We start from the raw sequence: 22,976 nt of genomic DNA, 5'->3' as shown, positions 1-22,976 counted from the left end.
CCCGTTAATCGACCTTCCCCAACTCGGCGGCGACCTGGTCGACCCAGGCCAAGACCGCCTGAGCAAGCTCCCCCTCGCGGCCGTAGAACCGCTGGGCCGGCACCGGCACGCTGACGGCCACCGCGTGCCCGGCCACGCCCTGGAGCGCCGCGCCCACCGCGCAGATGCCCTCGGTCTGCTCCTCGCGGTCATAGGCGACACCCTCGGCGCGAACCCGCTCGAGCTCCTCGCGCAGCGCCGCGGGGCTGGTGATGGTGTTGGGAGTCAGCCGGGCGAGCCGGCTCGGCATCTGCGAAGCCGGCAGCCCGGCCAGCAGCGCCTTACCGTTCGCGCAGCAGTGCAACGGAAACGACTCGCCCACCGCGCTGATCGCCCGCAGCCGGTGCGGCGAGACCACCTGATCGACGAAGGTCGCGCGGTCGCCGTCCAGGATGGACAGGTCGACCGTCTCCCCCAGCTCCCGCGACAGCTCCTCCATGAACGGATGCACATCCATCACGACACCGAGGCGCACGGTGCCGGCCATGCGCGCGATCTCCGGCCCCAGCCGGTAGCCGCCACGGCCCCGGGGCGACGCGACCAGTCCCTCGTCGTCCAGTGCTCCCAGGATCCGGCTGACCGTGGAGCGCGCCAACCCCAGCCGGTCGCCGATCTCGGCCTGGCTGAGCCCGCCCGGATGCGCCTGCAGCAGCCGCATGATCTCGGCCGCGCGCGCGATGACCTGAATGCCGGCGCCGTCGGAGCTCATGCGCCCGTCTCGATGCGGTAACTCCCGGTGGGGTCGACGATCGCCACCAGCCGCACGATGCAGCCGTCGCCGCCGACCCAGCGCCACGGGAACGCGGCGAAGGTGACGCGTTTGCCGGTGACCTTGTCCAGGTCGCCGCCCACGTTCTCGAAACCGTAGATGCCCTTCGACAGGATCGCCCGGTGGCACGGCTCCCACTCCGGGAAGTCGTCGAGCACCCGGCGGCCGGTCTCCTCCTCGTATTCCCTTACCGCCCAGGGCAACAGGCCGCCGGTGTGTGCGGCGGGCCCGTGGGGCGCGATCGAGGTCGCCAGCGGATGGTCCAGCGCCTGGGTGTCGGTGCCGACGGCCTTGACGCCCCTGGCCGCGAACCATTCGCCGGCCTCCTTGTAGAAGCCCGGGGAGTAGGCGTAGTACTCGGCGCTGTCGGCGTACTTGTGGTGCCAGCCGGTGTTGACGACGACGATGTCGCCGGGGCGGATTTCGGGGGTCGCCTCCTCCAGGTCCTCGGCGGTGACCACTCCCCACTTCTCTTTGGGGATCGACACGACGACGCCGGTGCCGAAGAAGGCGCTCAGCGGGATCTCGTGCAGGAACGGCGTGCCCTCGACGACGTGCGCGGGCGCGTCGATATGGGTGCCGGAATGCATGACGGTGGTGATCTTTTGGGTGAGCACCCGGCTTCGGGCCATGTTGTGCAGGCGCTCGATCTTGACGTCCTCGAAGTACGGCCAGGCCGGCACCCCGTGCCCCCACGGGTGGGACAGGTCGTAGAACTCCAACCCCGCTTCGGCCTCGCCGAGCGGCCAGGTGACGCTCATGGTGTTTCCTTTCAGCAAGCGGTGTATCCGCCGTCCAGGTACATCACCTGGCCGGTGTAGAAGCTCGACGCGTCGCTGAGCAGGTAGATCAGCGCGCCGACGAAATCTTCGGGTTCGGCGAAGCGGCGCAACGGGATTCGGGCGAACATCGCTTCGCGGGTGGTGCGACCCTTCTCGTCGTCGGCGTACATCCACTCGGTGAGCTCGGACCGGAAAACCGTTGGGGCGAGCGCGTTCACCCGAATGCCGGCCGGGCCCCATTCGGCCGCCAGGCTTTTGGCCAGCAGGTCGGTGGCGCCCTTCGACGGGCAGTAGGCGCTGTATCCGGCGGGGTGGCCAAGCGAGCCGCGCACCGACGAGACCAGCACGACGCTGCCGCCGCTCCCCTGTTCGAGCAGCACGCGCCCGGCCGCTTGGCAGACCAGCCAGGCGCCCCGCGCGTTGGCGCCCATCACGTCGTCGAAGTCCTCGACCGCCATCTCGGTGATGGGTGCCACGCGGTTCATCCCGGAGGCCACCAGAACCCCGTCCAGTCGGCCGTGCCGGACGACCGCCGCTTCCACCATCGCCCGGGCATCGGCCGGCGTGTCGGGGCGGCGGGCGACGACCGCGGCGCCGTCGATGCCGAGGCCGTCCAGCCGGGCGGCATTGCCCCCGGCCAGCGTCAGCCGCGCCCCCGCGTCGGCGAGCGCCCGGGCCGCGACGCCGCCCAGCGCGCCGGTCGCGCCGGTGATCAGGATCGACTTGCCCTCGACGCTGAACAGCTTCATCGCTGTCTCCGTAATTCCTACGATGCGGGTATACCAACCCGAGATACGGGTTACGTTAGGGAGGGAGCAGCCGCAAGTCAACGCTCTGGCCTGTGATGTAGCTTTCATTACCCGCATCGTGGATTGTCGAGTGTGAATCCTGGGCCTGCAGCGTGCGATAAGGGCGGCAAAATCGCTGGATTTCCGCCGTGGATGCACACGGAAAGCCGTGAGCTCACCCTCAAAGCGCCCGGGCGCTCCGCAGCTCAGCGCCGCTTGGCTCCCCGCTTCTCGCGCACCCGCACGTTGATCCGGATCGGCGAACCCTCGAAGCCGAACGCCTCGCGCAGGCGGCGCTCCAGGAAGCGCCGGTAGCCGGCTTCCAGAAACCCCGTGGTGAACAGCACGAACGTCGGCGGCCGAGCGGTCGCCTGGGTGGCGAAGAGGATGCGCGGCTGCTTGCCCCCGCGCACCGGCGGCGGCGTCGCCGCCACCACCTCCTTGAGCCACGAATTGAGCGGACCCGTCGGGATGCGCATGTCCCACGACGCCAGGGCCGTCTCCATCGCAGGCACCAGCTTTTGCACGGCCCGGCCCGTCCGGGCGGAGATGTTGACCCGCTGCGCCCACCGCAGCTGCACCAGCTCGCGGTCGATCTCGCGCTCCAGCAGTTCGCGTCGGTCCTCGTCGACCAGGTCCCACTTGTTGAAGGCCAGCACCAGCGCCCGGCCGGCCTCGGTGACCATGGACAGCACCCGCTGATCCTGTTCGGTCAGCGGCTGCGAGCCGTCGATCAGCACCACCACCACCTCGGCCGAGTCGATGGCCGAGTGGGTGCGCACGGACGCGTAGAACTCGTGCCCGCTGGCCTGCCCGACCTTCCGCCGCAGGCCCGCGGTGTCGACGAACCGCCACACCTTGCCGCCCAGCTCGATCAGCGAGTCCACCGGGTCCACCGTCGTCCCCGCGACGTCGTGCACCACCGAGCGCTGATCGCCGGCCAGCTTGTTCAGCAGCGAGCTCTTGCCCACGTTCGGCTTGCCGACCAGCGCCACCCGCCGCGGGCCGCCGGGCGCGGGCGCCGCCTCGGACACCTCCGGCACCGCGGCCAGCACCTGGTCGAGCAGGTCGGCGACGCCGCGACCGTGGATCGCGCTGACGGCATGCGGCTCGCCGAGCCCCAACGACCACAACGCCGCCGCGTCGGCCTCGCCCTTCTCGCTGTCAACCTTGTTGGCGGCCAAGAAGACCGGCTTGCCCGACCGCAGCAGGATCCGGGCGGCCGCCTCGTCGGCGGCGGTGGCGCCGACCGTGGCGTCGACCACCAGGATCACCGCGTCGGCGGTGCGCATGGCCACCGACGCCTGTTCGGCCACCAACTGTTGCAGGCCCTTGGCGTCGGGCTCCCACCCGCCGGTGTCCTGCACCACGAACCGGCGTCCGGTCCACAGCGCGTCGTAGGACACCCGGTCGCGGGTCACCCCGGGAACGTCCTGCACGACGGCCTCGCGCCGGCCCAGGATCCGATTGACCAGGGTCGACTTGCCGACGTTGGGCCGACCGACCACCGCCACCACCGGCGCGGGACCGGCCTCGGCCAGCTCTTCGAGCTCGGATTCGACTGTTTCCCAATCGCTTTCGTCGGACCAGGTGCCATCGGAAGTCATCGCACCGCCCCGCTTCGCTGCTCGACCAGCTCCAGCAGGTGGTCGAGCACCTGCGCCTCGGTCATCTCGCTGGTGTCGACGACCACCGCGTCCGACGCGGCGCGCAGCGGCGACACCGCCCGGGTGGAATCCAGGTGGTCGCGCCGCCGGACGTCGGTCAGCACCGCGTCGTAGTCGTCGGTGAGCCCGGCCGCGACGTTCTGGTCGTTGCGGCGCCGGGCGCGGGTTTCGGCCGAGGCGGTCAAGAAGATCTTCAGCGGAGCGTCGGGCAGGACGACGGTCCCGATGTCGCGACCCTCGACGACGACGCTGCCGGGCCCCTCGGCCATTTCGCGCTGCAGCCCGACGAGGCGGGCGCGCACGGCGGGCACCGACGACACCGCCGAGACGGCGCGAGTCACCTCGTCACCGCGAATCTCGGTCGAAACATCTTCTCCACCAAGGACATACCGGTCGCCATCGACGTGGTAGTCGACCGAAAGCGGCGCGGTCGCGCCGATCCGCCCGACGGCTTCGGCGTCCGCCGGGTCGACGCCTGCGCGCAACACCGCCAGCGTCACCATCCGGTACATCGCCCCGGTGTCCAGGTAGCGGGCACCCAGCGCGCGGGCCAATCCCCTTGACACCGAGGACTTTCCGGTGCCCGCCGGCCCGTCGATGGCCACCACCACCGCGGTCACAGGCCGATGGTTCGCTTCACTCCCGTCACTCACTGCGTTCGTTCCGCTCGTTCCGCTCACAGGCCGATGGTTCGCTTCACTCCCGTCACTCACTGCGTTCGTTCCGCTCGTTCCGCTCACAGGCCCACCGCCTTGTACAGCTGCCCGACTTCACCCCGGTTGAGTGCCCGGATGCTGCCCGGCCGCTGCTTGCCCAGCGACACCGGTCCGATGTCGGTGCGCACCAGCGCCTCCACCGGGAAGCCGGCGGCACCCAGCAGCCTGCGCACGATGCGATTGCGCCCCTCGTGCAACACCACCCGCACCAGCGTCTTGCCCGGAATGGCGTCCACCACCGCGAAATCGTCGACGCGAGCCGGGCCGTCGTCCAATTCGATTCCCGCCTTGAGCTTCTTGCCCACCCCCCGCGGCACCGACCCCGTGACCGTCGCCAGGTACGTCTTGGGCACCTCATGGGAGGGATGCATCAGCCGGTGCGCCAGCTCGCCGTCGTTGGTCAGCAGGATCAGCCCCTCGGTGTCGGCGTCCAGCCGCCCCACGTGAAACAGGTTCTTGTTGCCCCGCACCTTGCGCTCCACCAGGTCGCCGATGCACGGCCGGCCCCGGTCGTCCGACATGGTGGAATGCATGCCCCGTGGCTTGTTCAGCGCCAGGTACACCAGCGACTCGTCGAGGACGACCCGGGCGCCGTCCACGCGGATCACCGACGCGTCGGGGTCCACCCGGGTGCCCAGCTCCGTCACGACCTGCCCGTCGACCTCGACGCGGCCGTCGATGATCAACTTCTCGGCGGCCCGCCGCGACGCAATTCCGGCCTGGGACAACACCTTTTGCAGGCGGATCCCCTCGGTCTCGACCATCAATCCTGGTCCACGTCGAATGTCAGCGCCTGCTCGGACGGCTGGCCGCCCGCGAGTTTGATGAAACGCGGTTCGTTGTCCAAAGATTCGCTCAGGTCCTCGATCGTGTCGACGTCGGGAAGCAGCGGGGCGATGTCGGGCAGGTCGGCCAGCGACGTCAGCCCCAACCGCTCCAAGAACAGCTCGGTGGTCGCGAACGTCACCGCACCGGTGTCGTCGTCGACGCCGGCCTCGGTGATCAGGCCGCGCGCCAGGAGCGTGCGCATGACGGCGTCCACGTTGACGCCGCGCACCGCGCTGACCCGCGCGCGGGTCACCGGCTGGCGATAGGCGACCACGGCCAGCGTCTCCAGCGCGGCGCGGGTGAGTTTGGATCGCGCGCCGTCCAGCAACAGCTTCTCCACGTACGGCGCGAACCGGGCGCGGGTGTACAGCCGCCAGCCCTCGCCGGTCTGGCGCAGGTCGATGCCGCTGTCGCGCTCGTTGAGCTCGTCGGCCATCTGCTGCAGTCGGGCGGCGACCCGGTACACGGGTTGCTGCGTGGCGGCGCCCAGCGCCTCGGCGGTGGCGGGGGTGTCGACGACCAGCAGCAGGGCCTCCAGCACGGAGCCGAGTTCCTCGGCGTCCATCGGCGCCGCCTCGGCGATGTCCGGGATGCCCACGTCGAGGTCTCCCTCGGGCAGCTCGTCGCTCATTATTCGTCCCGCACTTCTACCAAGGCTTCGTTGGCCGGACGTTCCCCGGTCCATGAAATCTGGAGCACGCCCAGCGGCTCCGACTGGTCGAATGCTACCGCCCGGCTCCGATACAGCTCGAGCAGCGCCAGGAAGCGCCCGACGACCTCCATCGGCGCCTGGCAGTCGGCGACCAGCTCGGAGAACGTGGCCCAGTGGCCGCTGCCGCGGCCCTCCAGGATCTCCAGCAGCTTCTTGGCCTGCTCGGGGACCGAGACCGACACCTCGTGCAGGTGACCGATGGACACCGTGGGCACGGGGCGCGGGCTGAACGCGATCGCGGCGATCTGGGCGAACCGCTCGGCGTCGACGCCGAGCATCACCTCCGGCAGCAGCTCGGTGAACCGGTCCTCGAGCGCCACGGCGCGCGGATAGCTGCGCAGCGCCGTGGCCTCCAGCTCGGCGAACATCTCCGCGACGTGCTTGAACGCGCGGTACTGCAGCAGCCTGGCGAACAGCAGGTCGCGCACCTCGAGCAGCGCCAGGTCCTCTTCGTCGTCGACCTGACCGGCCGGCAACAGCCGCGCGGCCTTGAGGTCGAGCAGCGTCGCGGCGACCACCAGGAACGCCGTGGTCTCCTCCAGGTCGAGCTGCGAGCCGATCTCGCGGGTGTAGGCGATGAAGTCGTCGGTGACCTGGTGCAGCGCCACCTCGGTGACGTCGAGGCGATGGGCGAAGATCAGCTGCAGCAGCAGATCGAACGGCCCCTCGAAGTTGGTCAGGCGGACTTGAAAACCGTTCTTGGCTGGCGCCTCACCGTTCGCGCTGGCCGTCACGCGCCGAATCGGTCGATGAACTCGCGGGCCAGGGCGCGGTAAGCGATGGCGCCCGTCGACTTCGGGGCCCACGTGGTGATCGGTTCGCCGGCCACGCTGGTCTCCGGGAAGCGGACGGTCCGGGTGATCACGGTGTCGAACACCAGGTCGCCGAACCGCTCCACCACCCGGGCCATCACCTCGCGGGCGTTGACGGTGCGCGGGTCGTAGCGGGTGAGCAAGATGCCGCTGATGTCCAGCTTCGGGTTGAGCCGGTCGCGCACCTTGTCGACGGTGTCGGTCAGCAGCGCCAGGCCGCGCAGCGAGAAGAACTCGCATTCGGTGGGGATCACCACGCCGTCGGCGCAGGCCAGCCCGTTGACCGTGAGCAGGCCGAGCGACGGCTGGCAGTCGATCAGCACGTAGTCGTAGCGGTCCAGCACCGGGTGCAGCGCCCTGCCCAAGGTCTGTTCCCGCCCGACCTCGTTGACCAGCTGGATCTCGGCGGCGGACAGGTCGATGTTGCTGGGCACCAGGTCCATGTGCTTGATCCGGGTCTGCAGCAGCACGTCGTCGATCGACACCCGCGGCTCGACCAGCACGTTGTGGATGGTCTTCTCCAACTCGTAGTGCGGGACGCCGAGCCCCGCGGACAGTGCGCCCTGCGGGTCCATGTCCACCAGCAACACCCGCCGGCCGTATTCGGCGAGCGCCGCGCCCAGGTTGATGGTCGACGTGGTCTTCCCGACGCCACCCTTCTGGTTGCACATCGCGACGACCTTGGCCGGGCCGTGCGAGGTGCGCGGCTGCGGTTCCGGGATCGCCCGCGGCGGCCGCCCGGTCAGACCGAGCTCGACGCCGCTGTCCGGCTGCTCGGTCATCATGGCGGGGGTGTTCGGGAGGTGAACATCGACCGAAAGTCTAACGGGTGCGCGCGCGGAAGCCGGGCGACCCGCAGGCAATTCACCAGCCAATTTCGCCGGATTTGCGCTGGTAGCGCGGCTGGCGGCGGTGATCGTTAACAGCTGTCACAGCAGCATCACCAGGAAGCTGGTGGGCGGGTTTCACAGTCGATGCCGCGGGCGATCTCGGGGCGCCGGCGCCGCGCCGAGATTGCCGCGAGGGTCGCGGTCGCCGGCCCCGCGACGACCCTGGTGGCCATCTCGGAGCCCGCGGCCCGACACCTGTCCGCACTACTGTGTCGTCATGGATCTCAAGCGACGGATTCCCCTGCTGCGCTGGTCGGTCTGGCGGATGGCGACCGGGGCGCGCAACATCACCACGACCGGTCAGATCGGCGACGGACGCGAGGCCGCCGCGGTCGACTACGTACTGCGCAACGCCAAGGCCGGCGACATCGACGACGTGCTGGCCACCATCGACAAGTTCGCCTACGAGAAGTCGATGCTGATCAACGTCGGCGACGAGAAGGGGCAGATCCTCGACGCAGCGGTGCGCCGCGCCGCCCCGGCTGTCGCACTCGAGCTGGGCACCTACGTGGGATACGGCGCGCTGCGCATCGCCCGCGCCGCCCCGAACGCCAAGGTGTATTCGGTCGAACTCGCCGAGGCCAACGCCGCCAACGCCCGGCGGATCTGGGCCCACGCCGGCGTCGCCGACCGGGTGACCTGCGTCGTCGGCACGATCGGCGACGACGGACGCACGCTGGACCTGCTGGCCGGCGAGCACGGGTTCGCGGCCGGCGCCCTCGACTTTCTGTTCCTCGACCACGACAAGGACGCCTACCTGGACGACCTGCACAGCATCACGGCGCGCGGCTGGTTGCGCCCGGGCGCGATCGTGGTCGCCGACAACGTCCGGGTGCCGGGCGCGCCGAAGTACCGTGCCTACATGCGACAGCAGCAGGGCACGCAATTCAACACGGTCGAGCACAAGGCGCACCTGGAATACCAGTCGCTGGTGTCCGACCTCGTGCTGGTGTCCGAGTTCGTGGGCTGACGCGCTTACTGCGCGCGCGGGTGGGCGCCGGCCCATACCTCGCGCAGCGCGTGCACGGTGACCATCGTGTAGATCTGCGTCGTCGTCACCGAGGCGTGTCCCAGCAACTCCTGCACCACCCGGACGTCGGCGCCGCCCTCGAGCAGGTGGGTGGCGAACGAGTGCCGCAGCATGTGCGGCGAGACGCCCGACGTGATCCCGGCGCGCTCGGCGGCGTCCTGCAGCACCTGCCAGGCGCTCTGCCGCGACAGCCGCCCGCCGCGCACGTTGAGGAAGATGGCCGGTGTCCCGCGGCCGCGGCGGGCCAGGTCCGGGCGGCCACGCACCAGGTAGGCGTCCAGCGCCTGCACGGCGGGCCGCCCGATCGGCACCAGTCGCTGCTTGCCGCCCTTGCCGCGCAATAGCACCGAGCGGGCCCGGCTGTCGATGTCGTCGACGTCGAGGCCGACCGCCTCGGAGATCCGCGCGCCGGTGGAGTACAGCAGCTCGAGCAGCGCCCGGTTGCGCAACGTGAGCGGGCCGTCCGACGCGCTGTCGCCGCCCGCCCCTTCCAGCAGGGCCAGCACCTGGTCGATGGTCAGGCTCTTGGGCAGCCGGCGGCCCGGTGCCGGGGGCCGCACGGCCCGCGCCACGTCCAGCTCGGCGAGCCCCTCGGCGGCGGCGAACCGGTGCAGGCCGCGCACCGCGATCAGGGCCCGCGCCGCCGACACCGCGGACAGCGCGGCGGTTCCCGCGTCGGGGTCGCCGCGGCGCAGCGCCACCAGGAACTCGCTCACGTCGTCCTCGCCGACCTTCGCCAGGTCGTGAATTCCGCGGTCCGACAGGTGCTTGGTGTAGCGGCGCAGGTCGCGGCGATAGGAGCTCAGGGTGTTCGCCGCGACGCCCCGTTCGATGGTGAGGTGATCCAGGTAGCCCTGCAGTTGGGTGTCCAGGACCGCCGTTGTCATCGGGCGGCCTTCCGGGCGGCGAACGCCGTGGGCTTGTCGGGCCAGGGGCTGTCCACCGGCCGCGGTTCCGCCACCCCTTCCGTGACGGCGTGCGCGGCCAGGATCCCGGCGATGGCAATCGAATTCACGATCTCGCCGGTGAACACCCGGCGGACCGCCTCGGCGACCGGAATCCAGCGCATCGTCATGTCGGCTTCCTCGTGGTGCGCCTCCGGCCGCGCCACTTCGGTCAGCTCGGTGGCCAGGTACACCCGCACGGACTCGTCGCTGAAGCCCGGGGCGGAGTTCAGGTCGACCAGCACCCGCCAGGTGCCGGCCCGCAACCCGACCTCCTCCTGCAGCTCGCGGGCCGCCGTCTGCTGCGGCGGCTCCCCCGCCACGTCGAGCAGCCCGGCCGGCAGCTCCCACAACCGCCGGCCGAAGGCGTGGCGGTATTGGTAGACCATCGCGATGTCGTTGTGCTCGTTCACGGCCACGATGGCGACAGCGCCGTAGTGCTCGACGACCTCGCGAACCGCGGTGGCCCCGCCCGGCATCCGGACGTGGTCGCTGCGCAGCGCGAAAATCTTGCCGGTGTACAGCGTTTCGGACGACGCCGTCTCGAAAACGTGCTCAGCCACGGGCCGCGGGCTCAGGGAACGACTGGCCGACGCTGTCCCGCTGCTGGTTGCCGTTGGAGCCGTGCTCGGGGATCTCCACCGGAAGCAGCTCACCCGACTGGTAGTCCAGCGCCGCCCCCACGAACGCGACGAACAGCGGGTGCGGCCGGGTGGGCCGGCTCTTGAGTTCCGGGTGGGCCTGGGTCCCCACGATGAACGGGTGCACCTCCGGCGGGTATTCGACGAACTCCACCAGGTGCCCGTCGGGCGACGTTCCGGAGAATCGCAGGCCGCTCTCGGCGATCTTGTCGCGGTAGGCGTTGTTCACCTCGTAGCGGTGCCGGTGCCGCTCCGACACCCCGGTGGTGTCGTACGCGCGGGCCACGATCGAATCGGGTTGCAGCACGGCGGGATACGCGCCCAGCCGCATGGTGCCGCCCAGATCGGCCTGCCCCGCCACCGCGTCGACCTGGTCGGCCATCGTGGAAATGACGGGATCCGGTGTGTCCGGATCGAATTCGGCCGAGTTCGCCTGGTCGAGCCCCGCCGAGCGGGCCGCTTCGATCACGATGCATTGCAGTCCCAGGCACAGGCCCAGCACCGGCAGCCCGCGCGAGCGCGCGTACCGGATGGCGCCGATCTTGCCCTCGATCCCGCGGATGCCGAAGCCGCCCGGGATCAGGATGCCGTGCACGTCGCCCAGCGCGGCCGCCGCGCCCGCCGCGGTCTCGCAGCCGTCGGAGGCCACCCACTGCATCTCCACCTTGGCGTGGTGCTTGAACCCGCCGGCGCGCAGCGCCTCGGTGACCGACAGGTAGGCGTCAGAGAGCTCAACGTACTTGCCCACCAACGCGATTCGCACGGTCTCGTGCGGCTCGTGCACCCTGCGCAGCAGGTCGTCCCACTCGGTCCAGTCGACGTCGCGGAACGGCAGGTTGAGCCGGCGCACCACATAGGCGTCGAGTTCCTCGCGATGCAGCCGCTTCGGGATGTCATAGATCGACGGGGCGTCCGGGGTGGAGATGACGCCGTCGATGTCGACGTCACACATCAGCGCGATCTTGTTCTTCAGCGCCTCGGGGACGTCCCGGTCGCAACGCAGGATCAGCGCGTCCGGGGTGATACCGATGCTGCGCAGCGCGGCCACCGAGTGCTGGGTGGGCTTGGTCTTGAGTTCGCCCGACGGCGCCAGGTAGGGCACCAGCGAGACGTGCAGGAAGAAAACGTTCTCCCGGCCCAGGTCGTGGCGGACCTGGCGGGCCGCCTCCAGGAACGGCTGCGACTCGATATCGCCGACGGTGCCGCCGATTTCGGTGATGACCACGTCGGGGCGGTTGCCCTGCGCGTCCGGCTCGGCCATCGCCATGATCCGGCGCTTGATCTCGTCGGTGATGTGCGGGATCACCTGAACCGTGTCGCCGAGGTATTCGCCGCGCCGCTCCTTGGCGATGACGGTCGAATACACTTGCCCCGTCGTGACATTCGCCGACCCGGACAGGTCGCGATCCAGGAACCGCTCGTAGTGGCCGACGTCGAGGTCGGTCTCGGCGCCGTCCTCGGTGACGAAGACCTCGCCGTGCTGGAACGGGTTCATCGTGCCCGGGTCCACGTTGAGGTACGGGTCGAGCTTCTGCATCGTCACGTACAAGCCGCGGGCCGTCAGAAGCTGACCGAGGCTGCTGGCGGTGAGACCCTTACCCAGGGAGGAGGCGACGCCCCCGCTGACGAAGAGGTGCTTGGTGGCGGTTTGCGGGTGCTTTCGCACAGGCGGCCTCCGTGAAGACGGGCAGGGCGTCAAATGTTGCTAGCGAATAACTAGTTGGGCCTGCCGACCCACGGAAACCCACCCTAACATCCACGACCGCGGCGCCGTGGAAACACGCCCGCTACTGGGGCACCGTGATCGACGTGGCGCCGTGACCGGTGCCGTACTGACCGGCGTGTCCGCCGCCCAGCAGGTCGTGCAATCCCAGCACGGCGGTGATCCGCCCGGGCGCGGTGTCGACGTCGTCGACGGTGCTGACCGCGGAGTTCATCGCCGCGTCGGCGCGGGTCACGGCGACGGCCGCGGCCCCCGTCGCCGAACCGTCCCGCCCGGCGAGCAGGGTGCCCGAACCGTGCGGCGCCATGGCCGCGGCGAACCGGGCGACGCTGACGCCCCGGTTGCCGGCGTCCTGGGGCAACGACCCGCCGGTGACGACCAGCGCGGCGTTGGCCGCGGCCATGTGCTCGGTGGGCTGATAGGTGATGAATCCCGTGTCGCGCAGCGCGGCCAGCACCGTGTCGCGCTGGGCCTCCTCGACCGGCGGCACCGCGGGGTTGGCGTTGATCAGCAGGGCGATGCCCATCAGGTCGCCGGCCTGCGAACCCTGGTCGACGAGCTTGGTGCTCAATTGCTGACCGGCCGGCAGGATCGAGGAGTTCACCACGGTCTGCAGCTTCTCCGCGGAGTTGGCCTCGACGAACTCGTTCGTCAGCGACACGGTCCCGGTCACCGCGCCACCGGCCTGACCGATGACCTTGGTCACCGCGGCGACGTCGTCGTCTTGGGCGTCCGGGGTGCGAAACACCACGACCGACTTGCCGCCCAGCGCGTCGTGCACCATCCGGCCGGCCAGTTGGGTGTCGAAACTGTTTGCTGCACTGAGCTTTTCGTTCAGCACATTCTTCTGGTCGTTGAGCCCGTCGATCTGGGTGTGCAGGTCCCGCTTCTCGTCACGCAGGCTGGACAGCAGGGTGTCGGACAGCAAGCCGGAACCGAGCACGACCCCCACGGCCAGCGCCAGGAAGACGGCGGCCAGCGATAACGCGTGTTGACGTAGCGAGATCATCGTGGGCCCTACGTCACCAAGTGCTGAACCCAGAGGGAGAAGTGGTTCCAGTAGTCGCTCACCCAGTGCAGAACCACGCCGTCGCTGCGCGACACCCACAGGGCGACGATGACGGCGATCAACATCGTCAGCGCAAGCAGCGCGATGGCGCCCGCGGAGATGTGGTTGCGGTACAGGGTGGCCACGGCCTTGGCGTCCACCACCTTCTCCCCCACCCGCAGCCTGGTCAGGAAGGTCGACGGGTTGCTGTGCGCGCGGGTGCGGTCGAAGAACGTCTCGATGTTGGCGGTGTGGCCCGCGGTCACCAGCAGAGCGGCGCCGTGATGGTCGGCCAGCAGCAGGGCCAGGTCGATCGCCGAGCCCGCGGCCGGAAAGGTCATCGCCCCGACGCCGAGATCCTGGATGCGCTCCAGGCCGGGGGCGTGGCCGTCGGCGTCGGCGGGCAGGACGACCTGGGCGCCGCACTTGAGGGCGTCGGCGCTGATGTGGTCGGGGTCGCCCACGATGACTTGGGGCCGATACCCCGCCTTGCGCAGCACATCCGCGCCGCTACCCACGCCGAAGAGCACCGGCTGGTACTCCTTGATGAACGGCTTGAGGGACTTCAGGTCCTCCTCGGCGCTGGGCTCGTCGGCGACGATCACCACGTGCCGGCGCCGCAGGTCGACGTCGATGTCGGGGATGCCGATGCCGTCGATCAACAGCGGGCTCTCGCTCTTGATGAACTCGATCGTGTTGCCAGCGAACGCCTCCAGGTGCGCGGACAGCCCGGTCTTGGCCTCCCGCATCAGGTCCGCGATGTCGTGGTCGGTGCGCTCGGTGCCGCGGACCAGCCTGCGGTCACCCGAGTACACCCCGCCCTCGTACAGCCGGATCTTGGCGCCGTCCTTGACCTTCTTGAAGATGTCGGGCCCGGTCTCGTCGATCAGGGTGACCCCGTTGTTGACCAGCACCTCCGGACCCATGTTCGGGTAGCGGCCCGACACCGACGGCGAGGCGTTGACGACCGCGGCGATATCCGCCTCCACCAGGGCGTCCGCCGTGATGCGGTCCAGATCCAGGACGTCGAGCACCACGATGTCGCCGGGGCACACCCTGCGCAGCAATCGGTCGATGTTCCGGTCCACCCTGGCGGTGCCGACAAGACCCGGCCGGGCGGTGTTGCGGGTTAACAGGCCTGACATCTTCATGGGGGCGATTCTGTCCGTGATGCCCGAAGGAGGGGTGGAGGCGCGCCGTAACATCAGCCTCAGAAGTTATCTAGTGTCCCAGCAGTAACAGGCTCGTCACGGCTTGGCTGCGGCCGCGTCGCGCGAGGGTCCCCATATGTACGGGTTATGCGGCGTGTCGGTGTGCAAACACGGTCGCTCGCGAGGGAAGCCGGGCTAGATCTCGTCGCGCTGGGCCGCGTCGAGCAGCTCGCGGGCGTGCGCGCGGCCGCTGTCGGACTCGCCCAGCCCGGCCATCATCCGCGCCAGCTCGGCGACGCGCTCGTCGCCGGTGACCCGCCGCACCACGCTGGTCCCCTTGGGCCCGGCGCCGTGCACCACCAGTTGCACGTCGGCGTACGCCGCAACCTGCGGCAGGTGCGTGACGACGATGACCTGATGCGTGCGCGCCAGCCGCGCCAGCCGGCGCCCGATCTGCACCGCGGCCCGGCCGCCTACGCCGGCGTCGACCTCGTCGAACACCATCGTGGTGCCCGCCGCCGATGCGGACAGCACCACTTCCAGCGCCAGCATCACCCGGGACAGCTCGCCGCCCGAGGCGCTCTTCGCCAGCGGCAGCTGGTCCATACCGCGGTGCGCCGCGAACCCGAACTCGACCTGGTCGACGCCGTCGGCGCCGGCCCGGGCCAGCTCGCCCGACCCGAGCGCGAGCGCGGCGGGGTCGTTGTCGGTGACGGCGTCGTTGCTCACGTCGATGCTGAACTGCGCGTCGGCCATCGCCAGCCCGGACAGCTCGGCGGTGACCTCCTTGGCGAGCCGCTTGGCGGCCTTGCGCCGAATACCGCTGAGATCGGCTGCGGCTTGGCCCAATTCACGCGCGAGCTCGTCGACCCGGGCCGCCAGCGCGGTCAGGCCCTCCTCGGAGACGTCGAGTTGGGCCAGGCGTTCCCGCGACTCGCGGGCCCACAGCAGCACCCCGTCGACGTCCGCGGCGTACTTGCGGGTCAGCGTGCGCAGCTCGGCTTGCCGGGCCAGCCTGGCCTCCAGGGCGCTGGCGTCGACCGGCAGGTCGTCCAGGAAGCCGCTCAGTTCGCCGGCCACGTCGGCGACCACCGTCAGCGCCTCGCCGACCTGCCCGGCCAGCGCCCGCAGCTTGGGGTCGTCGGTCGACTCCAGGGCGGCCCGGGCCCGCCCCAGGCTGTCGGCGGCGCTGTGCCCGGAGGCGTCGGCGTCATCGGGCGCCCCGGAGAGCCCCGCGTGCGCGGTGACCGCGGCCTCGCGCAGCGTGTCCAATTCGGAGAGCCGCAGGATGTCGGCGACCAGGGCGTCGTCCTCGCCCGGTTGCGGGTCGACGGTGTCGATCTCGTTGAGCGCGAAGGTGAGTCGATCGGATTCCAGGGCGAGTTCCCGCATTCGGTTGCGGCGGTCGCTGAGGTCGTGCCGCGCGGTGAGCCAGGCGTCGCGCAGTTTGCGGTAGCGCTCGAGGGCGGGGCCCGCCTTGGCGAACCGGTCCAGCGCACCCCGTTGCTCCTCGGGCCGCATTAGCCGCAGCTGGTCGTTCTGCCCGTGCAGGGTGAGCAGCTCGGCGGTGAAGTCGCCCAGCGACTTGGCGGGCACGCTGCGGCCGCCGAGGTAGGCCCGCGAGGGCCCGTCGCGGCTGACCGAGCGCAACGCGATGACGCTGCCGTCCTCGTCGCGCTCGGCCCCCGAGGCGTCCAGCATCTCGTCCAGGTGCGCCACCGCAGCGTCGTCGAGATCGGTTGTGGTGAAACGACCTTCGACGACGGCGCGGTCGGCTCCCGACCGCACCCGGGTGGCGTCGGCGCGGGCACCGCCGAGCAGGTGCAGCCCCGTCACCACCATGGTCTTGCCGGTGCCGGTCTCCCCGGTCAGCACGGTCAGGCCGCGGTCGAACTCACCGACCGCCGCGCTGATCGCGCCCAGCGACTCGATGCGGATTTCGGTGAGCATCTACTTCCCGCGCCACCCGGTGACCGGCAACCGGAATTTGCGCACCAACCGGTCGGTGAACGGCGCGCTGTCCAGCCGCGCCCACTTCACCGGTGTGTCGCACCGCCGCACCTCGATCCGACTGCCCGCCGGGATCAGCATCTCCCGGCGACCGTCGCAGAACACCAGGGCGTCGTGCCCGTCCGCCTCGATCTCGATCGCGATGGTGGCGTTGGGGCTGGTGACCATCGGCCGGCCGAACAGCGCGTGAGCGTTGTTGGGCACCACCAGGATTGCCTCGAGGTCGGGCCACAACACCGGGCCGCCCGCGGAGAACGCGTAGGCGGTGGACCCGGTGGGCGTCGAGACCAGCACCCCGTCGCACCCGAACGCCGACACCGGCCGGCCGTCGATCTCGACGACCACGCCCAGCACGCCCAGCCGCGGGCCCTTCTCCAGGCTGACTTCGTTGAGCGCCCAGCCGTGTTCGATCTCGCGGCCGCCCGCTCGCACGGACACGTCCAGCGTCAGGCGGTCCTCCACCCGGTAGTCCTTCGCGACGACGTGGTCGAGCACCCGGTCGATGTGCTCCGCCTCGGCCTCGGCCAGGAACCCGATGCGGCCCAGGTTGACGCCCAGCACCGGGATCCCGGCGTTGCGGGCCAGTTCGGCCGCGCGCAGGAACGTGCCGTCCCCGCCGAGCACCAGGACCAGCTCGCAGCCGTCGGCGGCCTGTGGGTCCGCGTCGACCACCTCGATTTCGACGCCCATCGCCCGGATGTCGTCGGGGGCCACGTGCAGCGAGCCGCGGTCAACCGCCTCGGCGGACAGGACGCGAAGGGCGATGTCGTTGTCGCCCAGCGTTTTCTGCACGCGGGCCGCGGTCTCGGTGGCCTCTTCCCGACCGGTGTGCACCACCATCAGCACCGTGCGATGTTCGATCACTGGGGCCCCTCGTTCACCGCGCGCCGCACGGCCGCCACCAACTCCTCATCCGCCAATCCCCGATCGGTCTGGGCGCGCAACCACAGGAAGTATTCGACGTTGCCCGACGGGCCGGGCAGCGGACTGGCGGTGGCCCCGACGGTGTGCCAGCCGAGCTCGCCCGCGCGCCGCGCCACGGCCAGCACGGCATCGGCGCGCAGGCCGGGGTCGTGCACCACGCCGCCGGCCCCCACCAGGCCCTTGCCCACCTCGAACTGCGGCTTCACCATGGGAACGATATCCGCGGTGGGCGAAGCACATCCAGCCAACGCGGGCAACACGCTGGCGAGCGAAATGAACGACAGGTCGGCCACGATGAGGTCGACCGGCCCGCCGATCGCCTCCGGCGACAGGTCGCGGGCGTTCGTCCGCTCGACGACCGCGACGCGCGGGTCGCAGCGCAGCGACCACGCCAGCTGGCCGTAGCCGACGTCCACGGCGACCACCTCGGCGGCCCCGCGGTCCAGCAGCACCTCGGTGAACCCACCCGTCGACGCCCCGGCGTCCAGGCAGCGCCGGGCGGCGACCGGAATCCCGAAGGCGTCCAGGGCGCCGATGAGCTTGTGGGCGCCGCGGGACACCCAGCCCCGTTCGCCGTCGTCGGCGACCGTCAGGGCCGCGGTGACGGCGACGGCGGTGCCCGGCTTGCGCGCCGGCAGCCCGTCGATGCTGACCCGCCCGGCGCCGATCAACTCGGCGGCCTGCTGGCGCGACCGCGCGAGGCCGCGGCGGACCAGCTCGGCGTCGACGCGAGCGCGGCGTGACATGCGGGCACTCAGCCCTTCTCCGCCGACTCCAGCGCGGCCAGCAGCACGTCGTGCGCCTCGGAAAGGCGGCGCGCGATCTCTTCGAGCTCGGCGAGCGAGGGCTGGTTGTCGGGGCTTTCCGGGGTCCCGGGCTCGGGCAGCCGGGCGAGCAGCGCGTCGATTTCGCCGCGAATCTGTTCTGGATCGATAGTCATTGCGCTCCTACGCTAGCCCAGAGACCAGCGCTGCAGCGCCTCGCGGGCGCGCGCGTCGCCGGCCTCGATGCCGATCGGTTCCCCGTCCGAACCGGCGTTCCACACCGCGCCAGCGACCGCCCGCACGACCGCGAGGCCATCACCGTCGTCGGGCCCGTCGGCGCTGACGGTCACGGCCCGCTCCCCGACCTCGACGCGCCAGCCCGGCTGGGGCCCGACCGCGAGGCGCTCGCCGTCGGCGTGCAGCGCGCGCAGGTCGTGGCCGATGTAGGTGGGCCGGTGCGCCGGGTCGGCGTACACCGCGTCCCGCGCGGAGCTGACCCCGGTGAGCACCATCAGGCTGGGCAGCTGGGCCGCGTTGGCCCCCTCGATGTCGGTGTCCAGCCGGTCGCCGACCACCAGCGGCGCGCGGAAGTCGCCCCGGGCCGCCGCGTCCGTGAGCAGCGCGGGCGCCGGTTTGCCCGCGACCTGGGGCTCGGCGCTGGTGGCCGCGCGCAGCGCCGCGACCATCGACCCGTTGCCCGGCAGCAGGCCCCGCTCGGTCGGCAGCGTCGGGTCGACGTTGGCCGCCACCCACAGCGCGCCGGACCGGATGGCCAGCGCGGCCTCGGCGAGGTCCGGCCAGCCGATGGTCATGGACAGGCCCTGGACGACGGCGACCGGGTCGTCGTCGTACCGCCGCACCGGGCGCAGCCCGACGGCGGCGACCTCGTCGGCCAGGGCGTCGGTGCCGACGATCAGCACCGGCGACCCCGCCGGCAGCTGTCCGGCCAGTAGGCGGGCCGCGCTCTGGGCGCTGGTGGCGACGTCGTCGGCGGTGGCGGCGAAGCCGAGTTCGTTCAGGTGCGCCGCCACCTCGGCGGCGCTGCGCGACGCGTTGTTGGTGACGAAGAACGCCCGGCTGCGCACCTCGGCCAGCGCCTGCACGGCACCCTCGGTGGGCCGCCGCCCGCGGAACAACGTCCCGTCGAGGTCGAGCAGCAGGCAATCATATTGGCGCGCAATGCTGGTCATCTCAGCCGAGCTCGCTGACCCGGTCCTCGGCGTCGGTGACGCCTTCGACGTCGGCGGCCGCCGAGCGCAAAAACCATTGCAGCGCTTCGTCGTTGCGGCCCAGCGCCAACAGGGTGTCGGCGTAGGCGTAGTACAACCGGGCCGCCGTCGAACCCTGGCGGCCCGGATCCAGCTGCGGCGTGGACAGCACCGTCAGCGCCTGCTCGAGCTGTCCCAGGTCCGCGCGCGCGCCGGCCGCGACGATGCGCAGCTCGTCGGCGTCGTCACCGGTGAGCTGGGCCGCCTCCGGCCCGCGCGCCAGCTCGATCGCCCGCTCCGGGCGGCCCAGTCCACGTTCGCAATCCGCGATCAGCGCGAGCAGGTTGGACTTGCTGCCCATCCTGCGGGCGGCGCGCAACTCCGCCAGCGCTTGGGTCCAGTCGCCGCAGTGGTAGGCGGCGATGCCGACCGCCTCACGGATCGCGGCGATCCTGCTGGACCGGGCGCGCGCCGCGCGGGCGTGGCTCAGCGCCGCCTCAGGGTCCTCGTCGAGCAGCTCGCCGGCGGCGACCAGGTGGCGGGCCACCGCGTCGGCGGTGGCGCGGTCCAGCGTGCTCAGCTCGCCCCGGATCTCGGGCGCCAGCTGGCGGGCCTCGACGCCCGGCGGTATCGGCGGACCGGGCTGCGGCGTGCGGCGGCCGTCGTCGACGGGCTTCTGCGGCTGGGCCGGCCGCGCGCGGCCGGGGCCCGACCAGCTGCCGGATGGGCGCGGGCGCCGTTCGCCCCGCTGCCGCTGCCTGTCGTCGACCACGCAGCCGAGGATACGGGGACCCCGAGCGCTAGTACGCCGTGAGCCGGTTCTGCAGCAGCGGCGCTATCACCGCCGGGCAGAAGTTCGCGACGGCGACGATGGTGAACAGGCCGGCCGACTCGTAGCCCAGGCCGCTGCGCTGTTCCATTTCGGCGGCGACCGAATCGAAGGACTGGCCCGGTTCGACGAGCATCGGGCACACCGACTGGCCCAGCGCCAGGGCGCCGGCCGGATGCGGATAGCTGACGCCGGCGTTGGTGAGCGCCATCAGGAAGGCGTTCCCCCGCATGTCGGCGCGGACGGGCGCGGCCAGCGGGGCGGCCAACCCCGCCAGACAGGCGCTCACCCCCAGGACACGCAGCAGGGCCCATTCCGCACGCCTCAGGGATATCACCGTGACCACCCTGGCCAATGGGGATCACAGGCGCGGCACGGTGCGGTAAAGATTTGCGCACCAACGCGTTTTGCGGGTGCGATCGCTAGACCTTTTCGATCCCGGCGATGGTGCGCTTGCCACGGCGCAGCACCAGCCACCGGCCGTGCAGGAAGTCCGAGGGCTGCGGCGCCCATTCCTCGCTGTCGATCCGGACGTTGTTGACCGAGACCCCGCCCTCGCCGATGGTGCGGCGCGCCGCCTTGCGGCTCTCGGACAGGCCGCTGGACACCAGCAGGTCGACGATCCCGTCCGCGCCACCGGGTTTCAGCTCGGCGACCGACGCCTCGCGCAGCGCCGCCGCCAGCGTGGCCTCGTCCAGGCGGTCCAGTTCGCCCTGCCCGAACAGCGCCCGGCTGGCGTGCTCGACCGCCTCGGTGGCCGCCTCTCCGTGCACCAGGACGGTCAGTTCGCGGGCCAGCCGCCGCTGGGCGGCCCGCTGCTGCGGGCGCTCTCGGGTGGCCTGTTCCAGCTCGCCGAGCTCGTCGGCCGACAGGAAGGTGAACCAGCGCAGGTACCGGATCACGTCGGCGTCGGCGGTGTTGAAGAAGTACTGGTACCAGGCGTACGGGGTGGTCATCGCCGGGTCCAGCCATAGGCTGCCGCCGCCGGTGGACTTGCCGAACTTGGTGCCGTCGGCCGCGGTCACCAGCGGAACGGTGAGCGCGTGCACCGTCGCACCCAGCTTCTGGCGGACCAGGCGCACGCCGGCGATGATGTTGCCCCACTGGTCGGAGCCGCCGATTTGCAGCGCGCAGCCGTACCGGCGGTGCAGCTCGACGTAGTCGTTGGCCTGCAGCAGCATGTAGCTGAACTCCGTGTAGGAGATGCCCTCGCCCTCCAGCCGCCGCCGGACGGTGTCGCGGTCCAGCATCACGTTGACGGAGAAGTGCTTGCCGAGGTCGCGCAGGAACTCGATGGCCGACAACGGCGCCGTCCAGTCGAGGTTGTTGACGACGACCGCGCCGGTCGGCGACTCGTCGAAGTCGACGAAGCGCTCCAGCTGGCCGCGGATTCGCTCCGTCCATTCGGCGACGGTGTCCGCCTCGTTCAGGGTGCGCTCGCCGACGTCGCGCGGGTCCCCGATCATGCCGGTGGCGCCGCCGGCGAGCACGATCGGGCGGTGGCCGGCGCGCTGGAACCGACGCAGCGCCAGCAGCGGCACCAGGTGGCCGGCGTGCAGGCTGGCCGCCGTGGGGTCGAAGCCGGCGTACACGGTCACCGGCCCGCGCTGCGCCTCGGCGGCGAGCGCGCCGAGGTCGGTGGACTGCGCGATCAGCCCGCGCCAGCCCAGCTCGTCAAGGATTCCGGAAGACATCGCCGCCGACTTTAGTCGCTCGGGCGGCGGCGATTCGCTCCTGCGCCGCCGGATAAGGCAAGCTAACGGCGCGGCGCATCGTCGCGCCCTCGCCTTCCCCCGTACCCGCACCTACCACGCGGAGCGTCATGGACAACCGATACTGGCCGCTGGTCGTCGTGGTCATCATGCTCGCCCTCGGGCTGACGCTCACCGTCGACGACTTCAAGCGGGCCGCCACGCTGCGCAAACCGCTGGTCGTCGCGCTCGCCTGCCAGGCGTTGCTGCTGCCGGCGCTGTGCCTGGTGATCGCGGAGACCTTCCACCTCGAGCCCCACCTGGCGGTCGGGCTGATGCTGATGGCGGCGACCCCCGGCGGCACGATGTCGAACCTGCTCAGCCACCTGTTCAACGGCGACCTGGCGCTCAACCTCACGCTGACCGCGATCAACGCCGTGCTGTCGATCGTCGCCATCCCCGCGATCCTGGCGGTGGCGATGACCTGGTTCCTCGGCGAGGGGCGGTTCCTCCCGCTGCAGCCGGACAAGTTCCTCGCGGTGATCGGCCTCATCCTCGTTCCGATCGCGATCGGGGTGGCCATCCGCCACCGCTTTCCCGAGCTGGCCCGCCGGCTGCAGAAGCCGGTCCGGATCGCCGCGATCACGTTGCTGGTGCTCGCCGTGGCCGCGGCCGTCGTTGGGGGACGAAAGACGCTGTGGCACAACCTCGGCGTGCTCAGCGGAGCCGTGGTCGCGTTCTGCGCGGTGAGCCTGACCGTCGGTTATCTGGCGCCGCGCCTGATGCGGCTGGCCCCGCCACAGGCCGTCGCGGTCAGCCTGGAGGTCGGGATGCACAACGCCGTGGTGGCGATGGGCGTCGCGTTGAGCCCCCAGCTGCTCAACAGCGTCGAAATGGCCACGCCGGCAGCCATCTACAGCGCCGTCGCGCCGCTGCTGGCGGTGAGTTTCATCCTGCTGGCGCGCCGGGTGGACCCCGCGTTTCGCGCGGTCGCCCCCGCGCGGGTGTAG

The 22,976-nt window shown here is 71.0% G+C and carries 24 protein-coding genes; 2 read left to right on the top strand and 22 right to left on the bottom strand.

Features of this window, described 5'->3' with window-relative positions; genetic code table 11:
• Positions 1 to 4 precede the first annotated feature (4 nt).
• The 9 genes from BST44_RS05530 to BST44_RS05490 form a co-directional block, all read right to left on the bottom strand.
• Positions 5 to 748 (bottom strand): IclR family transcriptional regulator, encoded by a 744-nt coding sequence (locus BST44_RS05530; protein ID WP_083175542.1) that lies wholly within the window; start codon positions 746 to 748, stop codon positions 5 to 7.
• Entirely contained in the window at positions 745 to 1,569 is an 825-nt protein-coding gene (locus BST44_RS05525) for a cyclase family protein (protein WP_083175540.1), read from the bottom strand. Before BST44_RS05525 ends, BST44_RS05530 begins: the two co-directional genes overlap by 4 nt.
• An 11-nt stretch (positions 1,570 to 1,580) precedes the next feature.
• On the bottom strand, positions 1,581 to 2,339 hold the full coding sequence (locus BST44_RS05520) for an SDR family NAD(P)-dependent oxidoreductase (RefSeq protein ID WP_083175539.1): 759 nt from the start codon (positions 2,337 to 2,339) through the stop codon (positions 1,581 to 1,583).
• A 245-nt stretch (positions 2,340 to 2,584) separates the two neighbouring features.
• Positions 2,585 to 3,985: a ribosome biogenesis GTPase Der gene (gene der / locus BST44_RS05515; RefSeq protein ID WP_083175537.1), complete on the bottom strand. Its 1,401-nt coding sequence runs from the start codon at positions 3,983 to 3,985 to the stop codon at positions 2,585 to 2,587.
• Positions 3,982 to 4,665, bottom strand: coding sequence for a (d)CMP kinase (gene cmk, locus BST44_RS05510; RefSeq protein ID WP_208619729.1), 684 nt, complete (start codon positions 4,663 to 4,665; stop codon positions 3,982 to 3,984). The genes der and cmk overlap by 4 nt, the downstream gene beginning before the upstream one ends.
• 116 nt (positions 4,666 to 4,781) lie before the next feature.
• Positions 4,782 to 5,525 (bottom strand): pseudouridine synthase, encoded by a 744-nt coding sequence (locus BST44_RS05505; RefSeq protein WP_083175536.1) that lies wholly within the window; start codon positions 5,523 to 5,525, stop codon positions 4,782 to 4,784.
• Positions 5,525 to 6,220, bottom strand: coding sequence for an SMC-Scp complex subunit ScpB (scpB, locus tag BST44_RS05500; RefSeq protein WP_083175534.1), 696 nt, complete (start codon positions 6,218 to 6,220; stop codon positions 5,525 to 5,527). Before scpB ends, BST44_RS05505 begins: the two co-directional genes overlap by 1 nt.
• Complete coding sequence (locus BST44_RS05495; protein ID WP_083175533.1) at positions 6,220 to 7,035, bottom strand: segregation/condensation protein A; 816 nt, start codon at positions 7,033 to 7,035, stop codon at positions 6,220 to 6,222. Before BST44_RS05495 ends, scpB begins: the two co-directional genes overlap by 1 nt.
• A complete protein-coding gene (locus tag BST44_RS05490; RefSeq protein WP_083175593.1) occupies positions 7,032 to 7,895 on the bottom strand; it encodes a ParA family protein in 864 nt (287 codons plus the stop codon). Before BST44_RS05490 ends, BST44_RS05495 begins: the two co-directional genes overlap by 4 nt.
• Positions 7,896 to 8,220: 325 nt before the next feature.
• Here BST44_RS05490 and BST44_RS05485 point away from each other — a divergent pair, with 325 nt between their 5' ends.
• Complete coding sequence (locus BST44_RS05485) at positions 8,221 to 8,973, top strand: O-methyltransferase (RefSeq protein ID WP_083175531.1); 753 nt, start codon at positions 8,221 to 8,223, stop codon at positions 8,971 to 8,973.
• 5 nt (positions 8,974 to 8,978) lie between these two features.
• Here the strand turns inward: BST44_RS05485 and xerD are convergent, their stop codons facing one another.
• The 13 genes from xerD to tyrS form a co-directional block, all read right to left on the bottom strand.
• Entirely contained in the window at positions 8,979 to 9,920 is a 942-nt protein-coding gene (xerD, locus tag BST44_RS05480) for a site-specific tyrosine recombinase XerD (RefSeq protein WP_083175530.1), read from the bottom strand.
• Complete coding sequence (locus tag BST44_RS05475; RefSeq protein ID WP_083175528.1) at positions 9,917 to 10,540, bottom strand: NUDIX domain-containing protein; 624 nt, start codon at positions 10,538 to 10,540, stop codon at positions 9,917 to 9,919. Before BST44_RS05475 ends, xerD begins: the two co-directional genes overlap by 4 nt.
• Positions 10,533 to 12,284, bottom strand: a complete 1,752-nt coding sequence (pyrG, locus tag BST44_RS05470) for a CTP synthase (RefSeq protein ID WP_083175527.1) — start codon at positions 12,282 to 12,284, stop codon at positions 10,533 to 10,535. Before pyrG ends, BST44_RS05475 begins: the two co-directional genes overlap by 8 nt.
• Before the next feature lie 121 nt (positions 12,285 to 12,405).
• A complete protein-coding gene (locus tag BST44_RS05465) occupies positions 12,406 to 13,350 on the bottom strand; it encodes a copper transporter (RefSeq protein ID WP_083175525.1) in 945 nt (314 codons plus the stop codon).
• An 8-nt stretch (positions 13,351 to 13,358) separates the two neighbouring features.
• Positions 13,359 to 14,540, bottom strand: coding sequence for a putative cytokinetic ring protein SteA (gene steA / locus BST44_RS05460; protein ID WP_083175524.1), 1,182 nt, complete (start codon positions 14,538 to 14,540; stop codon positions 13,359 to 13,361).
• Positions 14,541 to 14,735: 195 nt separating this feature from the next.
• Positions 14,736 to 16,490 (bottom strand): DNA repair protein RecN, encoded by a 1,755-nt coding sequence (gene recN, locus BST44_RS05455; RefSeq protein ID WP_083175522.1) that lies wholly within the window; start codon positions 16,488 to 16,490, stop codon positions 14,736 to 14,738.
• Positions 16,491 to 17,414 carry an NAD kinase gene (locus BST44_RS05450; RefSeq protein WP_083175521.1) on the bottom strand — a complete coding sequence of 308 codons (924 nt, stop codon included), beginning with the start codon at positions 17,412 to 17,414 and terminating at the stop codon, positions 16,491 to 16,493. It lies immediately after the preceding gene.
• On the bottom strand, positions 17,411 to 18,220 hold the full coding sequence (locus BST44_RS05445; protein ID WP_083175519.1) for a TlyA family RNA methyltransferase: 810 nt from the start codon (positions 18,218 to 18,220) through the stop codon (positions 17,411 to 17,413). Before BST44_RS05445 ends, BST44_RS05450 begins: the two co-directional genes overlap by 4 nt.
• 8 nt (positions 18,221 to 18,228) lie before the next feature.
• Positions 18,229 to 18,414, bottom strand: coding sequence for a hypothetical protein (locus BST44_RS05440; RefSeq protein WP_083175517.1), 186 nt, complete (start codon positions 18,412 to 18,414; stop codon positions 18,229 to 18,231).
• Between the two features lie 12 nt (positions 18,415 to 18,426).
• Entirely contained in the window at positions 18,427 to 19,428 is a 1,002-nt protein-coding gene (locus BST44_RS05435; protein ID WP_083175516.1) for an HAD-IIA family hydrolase, read from the bottom strand.
• 1 nt (position 19,429) lies between these two features.
• The gene (locus BST44_RS05430) at positions 19,430 to 20,218 is read right to left on the bottom strand and encodes a tetratricopeptide repeat protein (protein ID WP_083175514.1); all 789 of its coding nucleotides are present in this window, start codon (positions 20,216 to 20,218) and stop codon (positions 19,430 to 19,432) included.
• 28 nt (positions 20,219 to 20,246) lie between these two features.
• On the bottom strand, positions 20,247 to 20,621 hold the full coding sequence (locus tag BST44_RS05425) for a DUF732 domain-containing protein (protein WP_083175513.1): 375 nt from the start codon (positions 20,619 to 20,621) through the stop codon (positions 20,247 to 20,249).
• Between the two features lie 76 nt (positions 20,622 to 20,697).
• The gene (gene tyrS, locus BST44_RS05420) at positions 20,698 to 21,969 is read right to left on the bottom strand and encodes a tyrosine--tRNA ligase (RefSeq protein WP_083175511.1); all 1,272 of its coding nucleotides are present in this window, start codon (positions 21,967 to 21,969) and stop codon (positions 20,698 to 20,700) included.
• 77 nt (positions 21,970 to 22,046) lie between these two features.
• On the opposite strand from tyrS, the gene BST44_RS05415 reads away from it, so the two are divergent.
• Positions 22,047 to 22,976: a bile acid:sodium symporter family protein gene (locus BST44_RS05415; protein ID WP_279628968.1), complete on the top strand. Its 930-nt coding sequence runs from the start codon at positions 22,047 to 22,049 to the stop codon at positions 22,974 to 22,976.

Source organism: Mycobacterium scrofulaceum (assembly GCF_002086735.1).
GTDB classification, from domain to species: Bacteria; Actinomycetota; Actinomycetes; order Mycobacteriales; family Mycobacteriaceae; genus Mycobacterium; species Mycobacterium scrofulaceum.
This window is presented reverse-complemented; position numbering and strand designations above follow the sequence as displayed.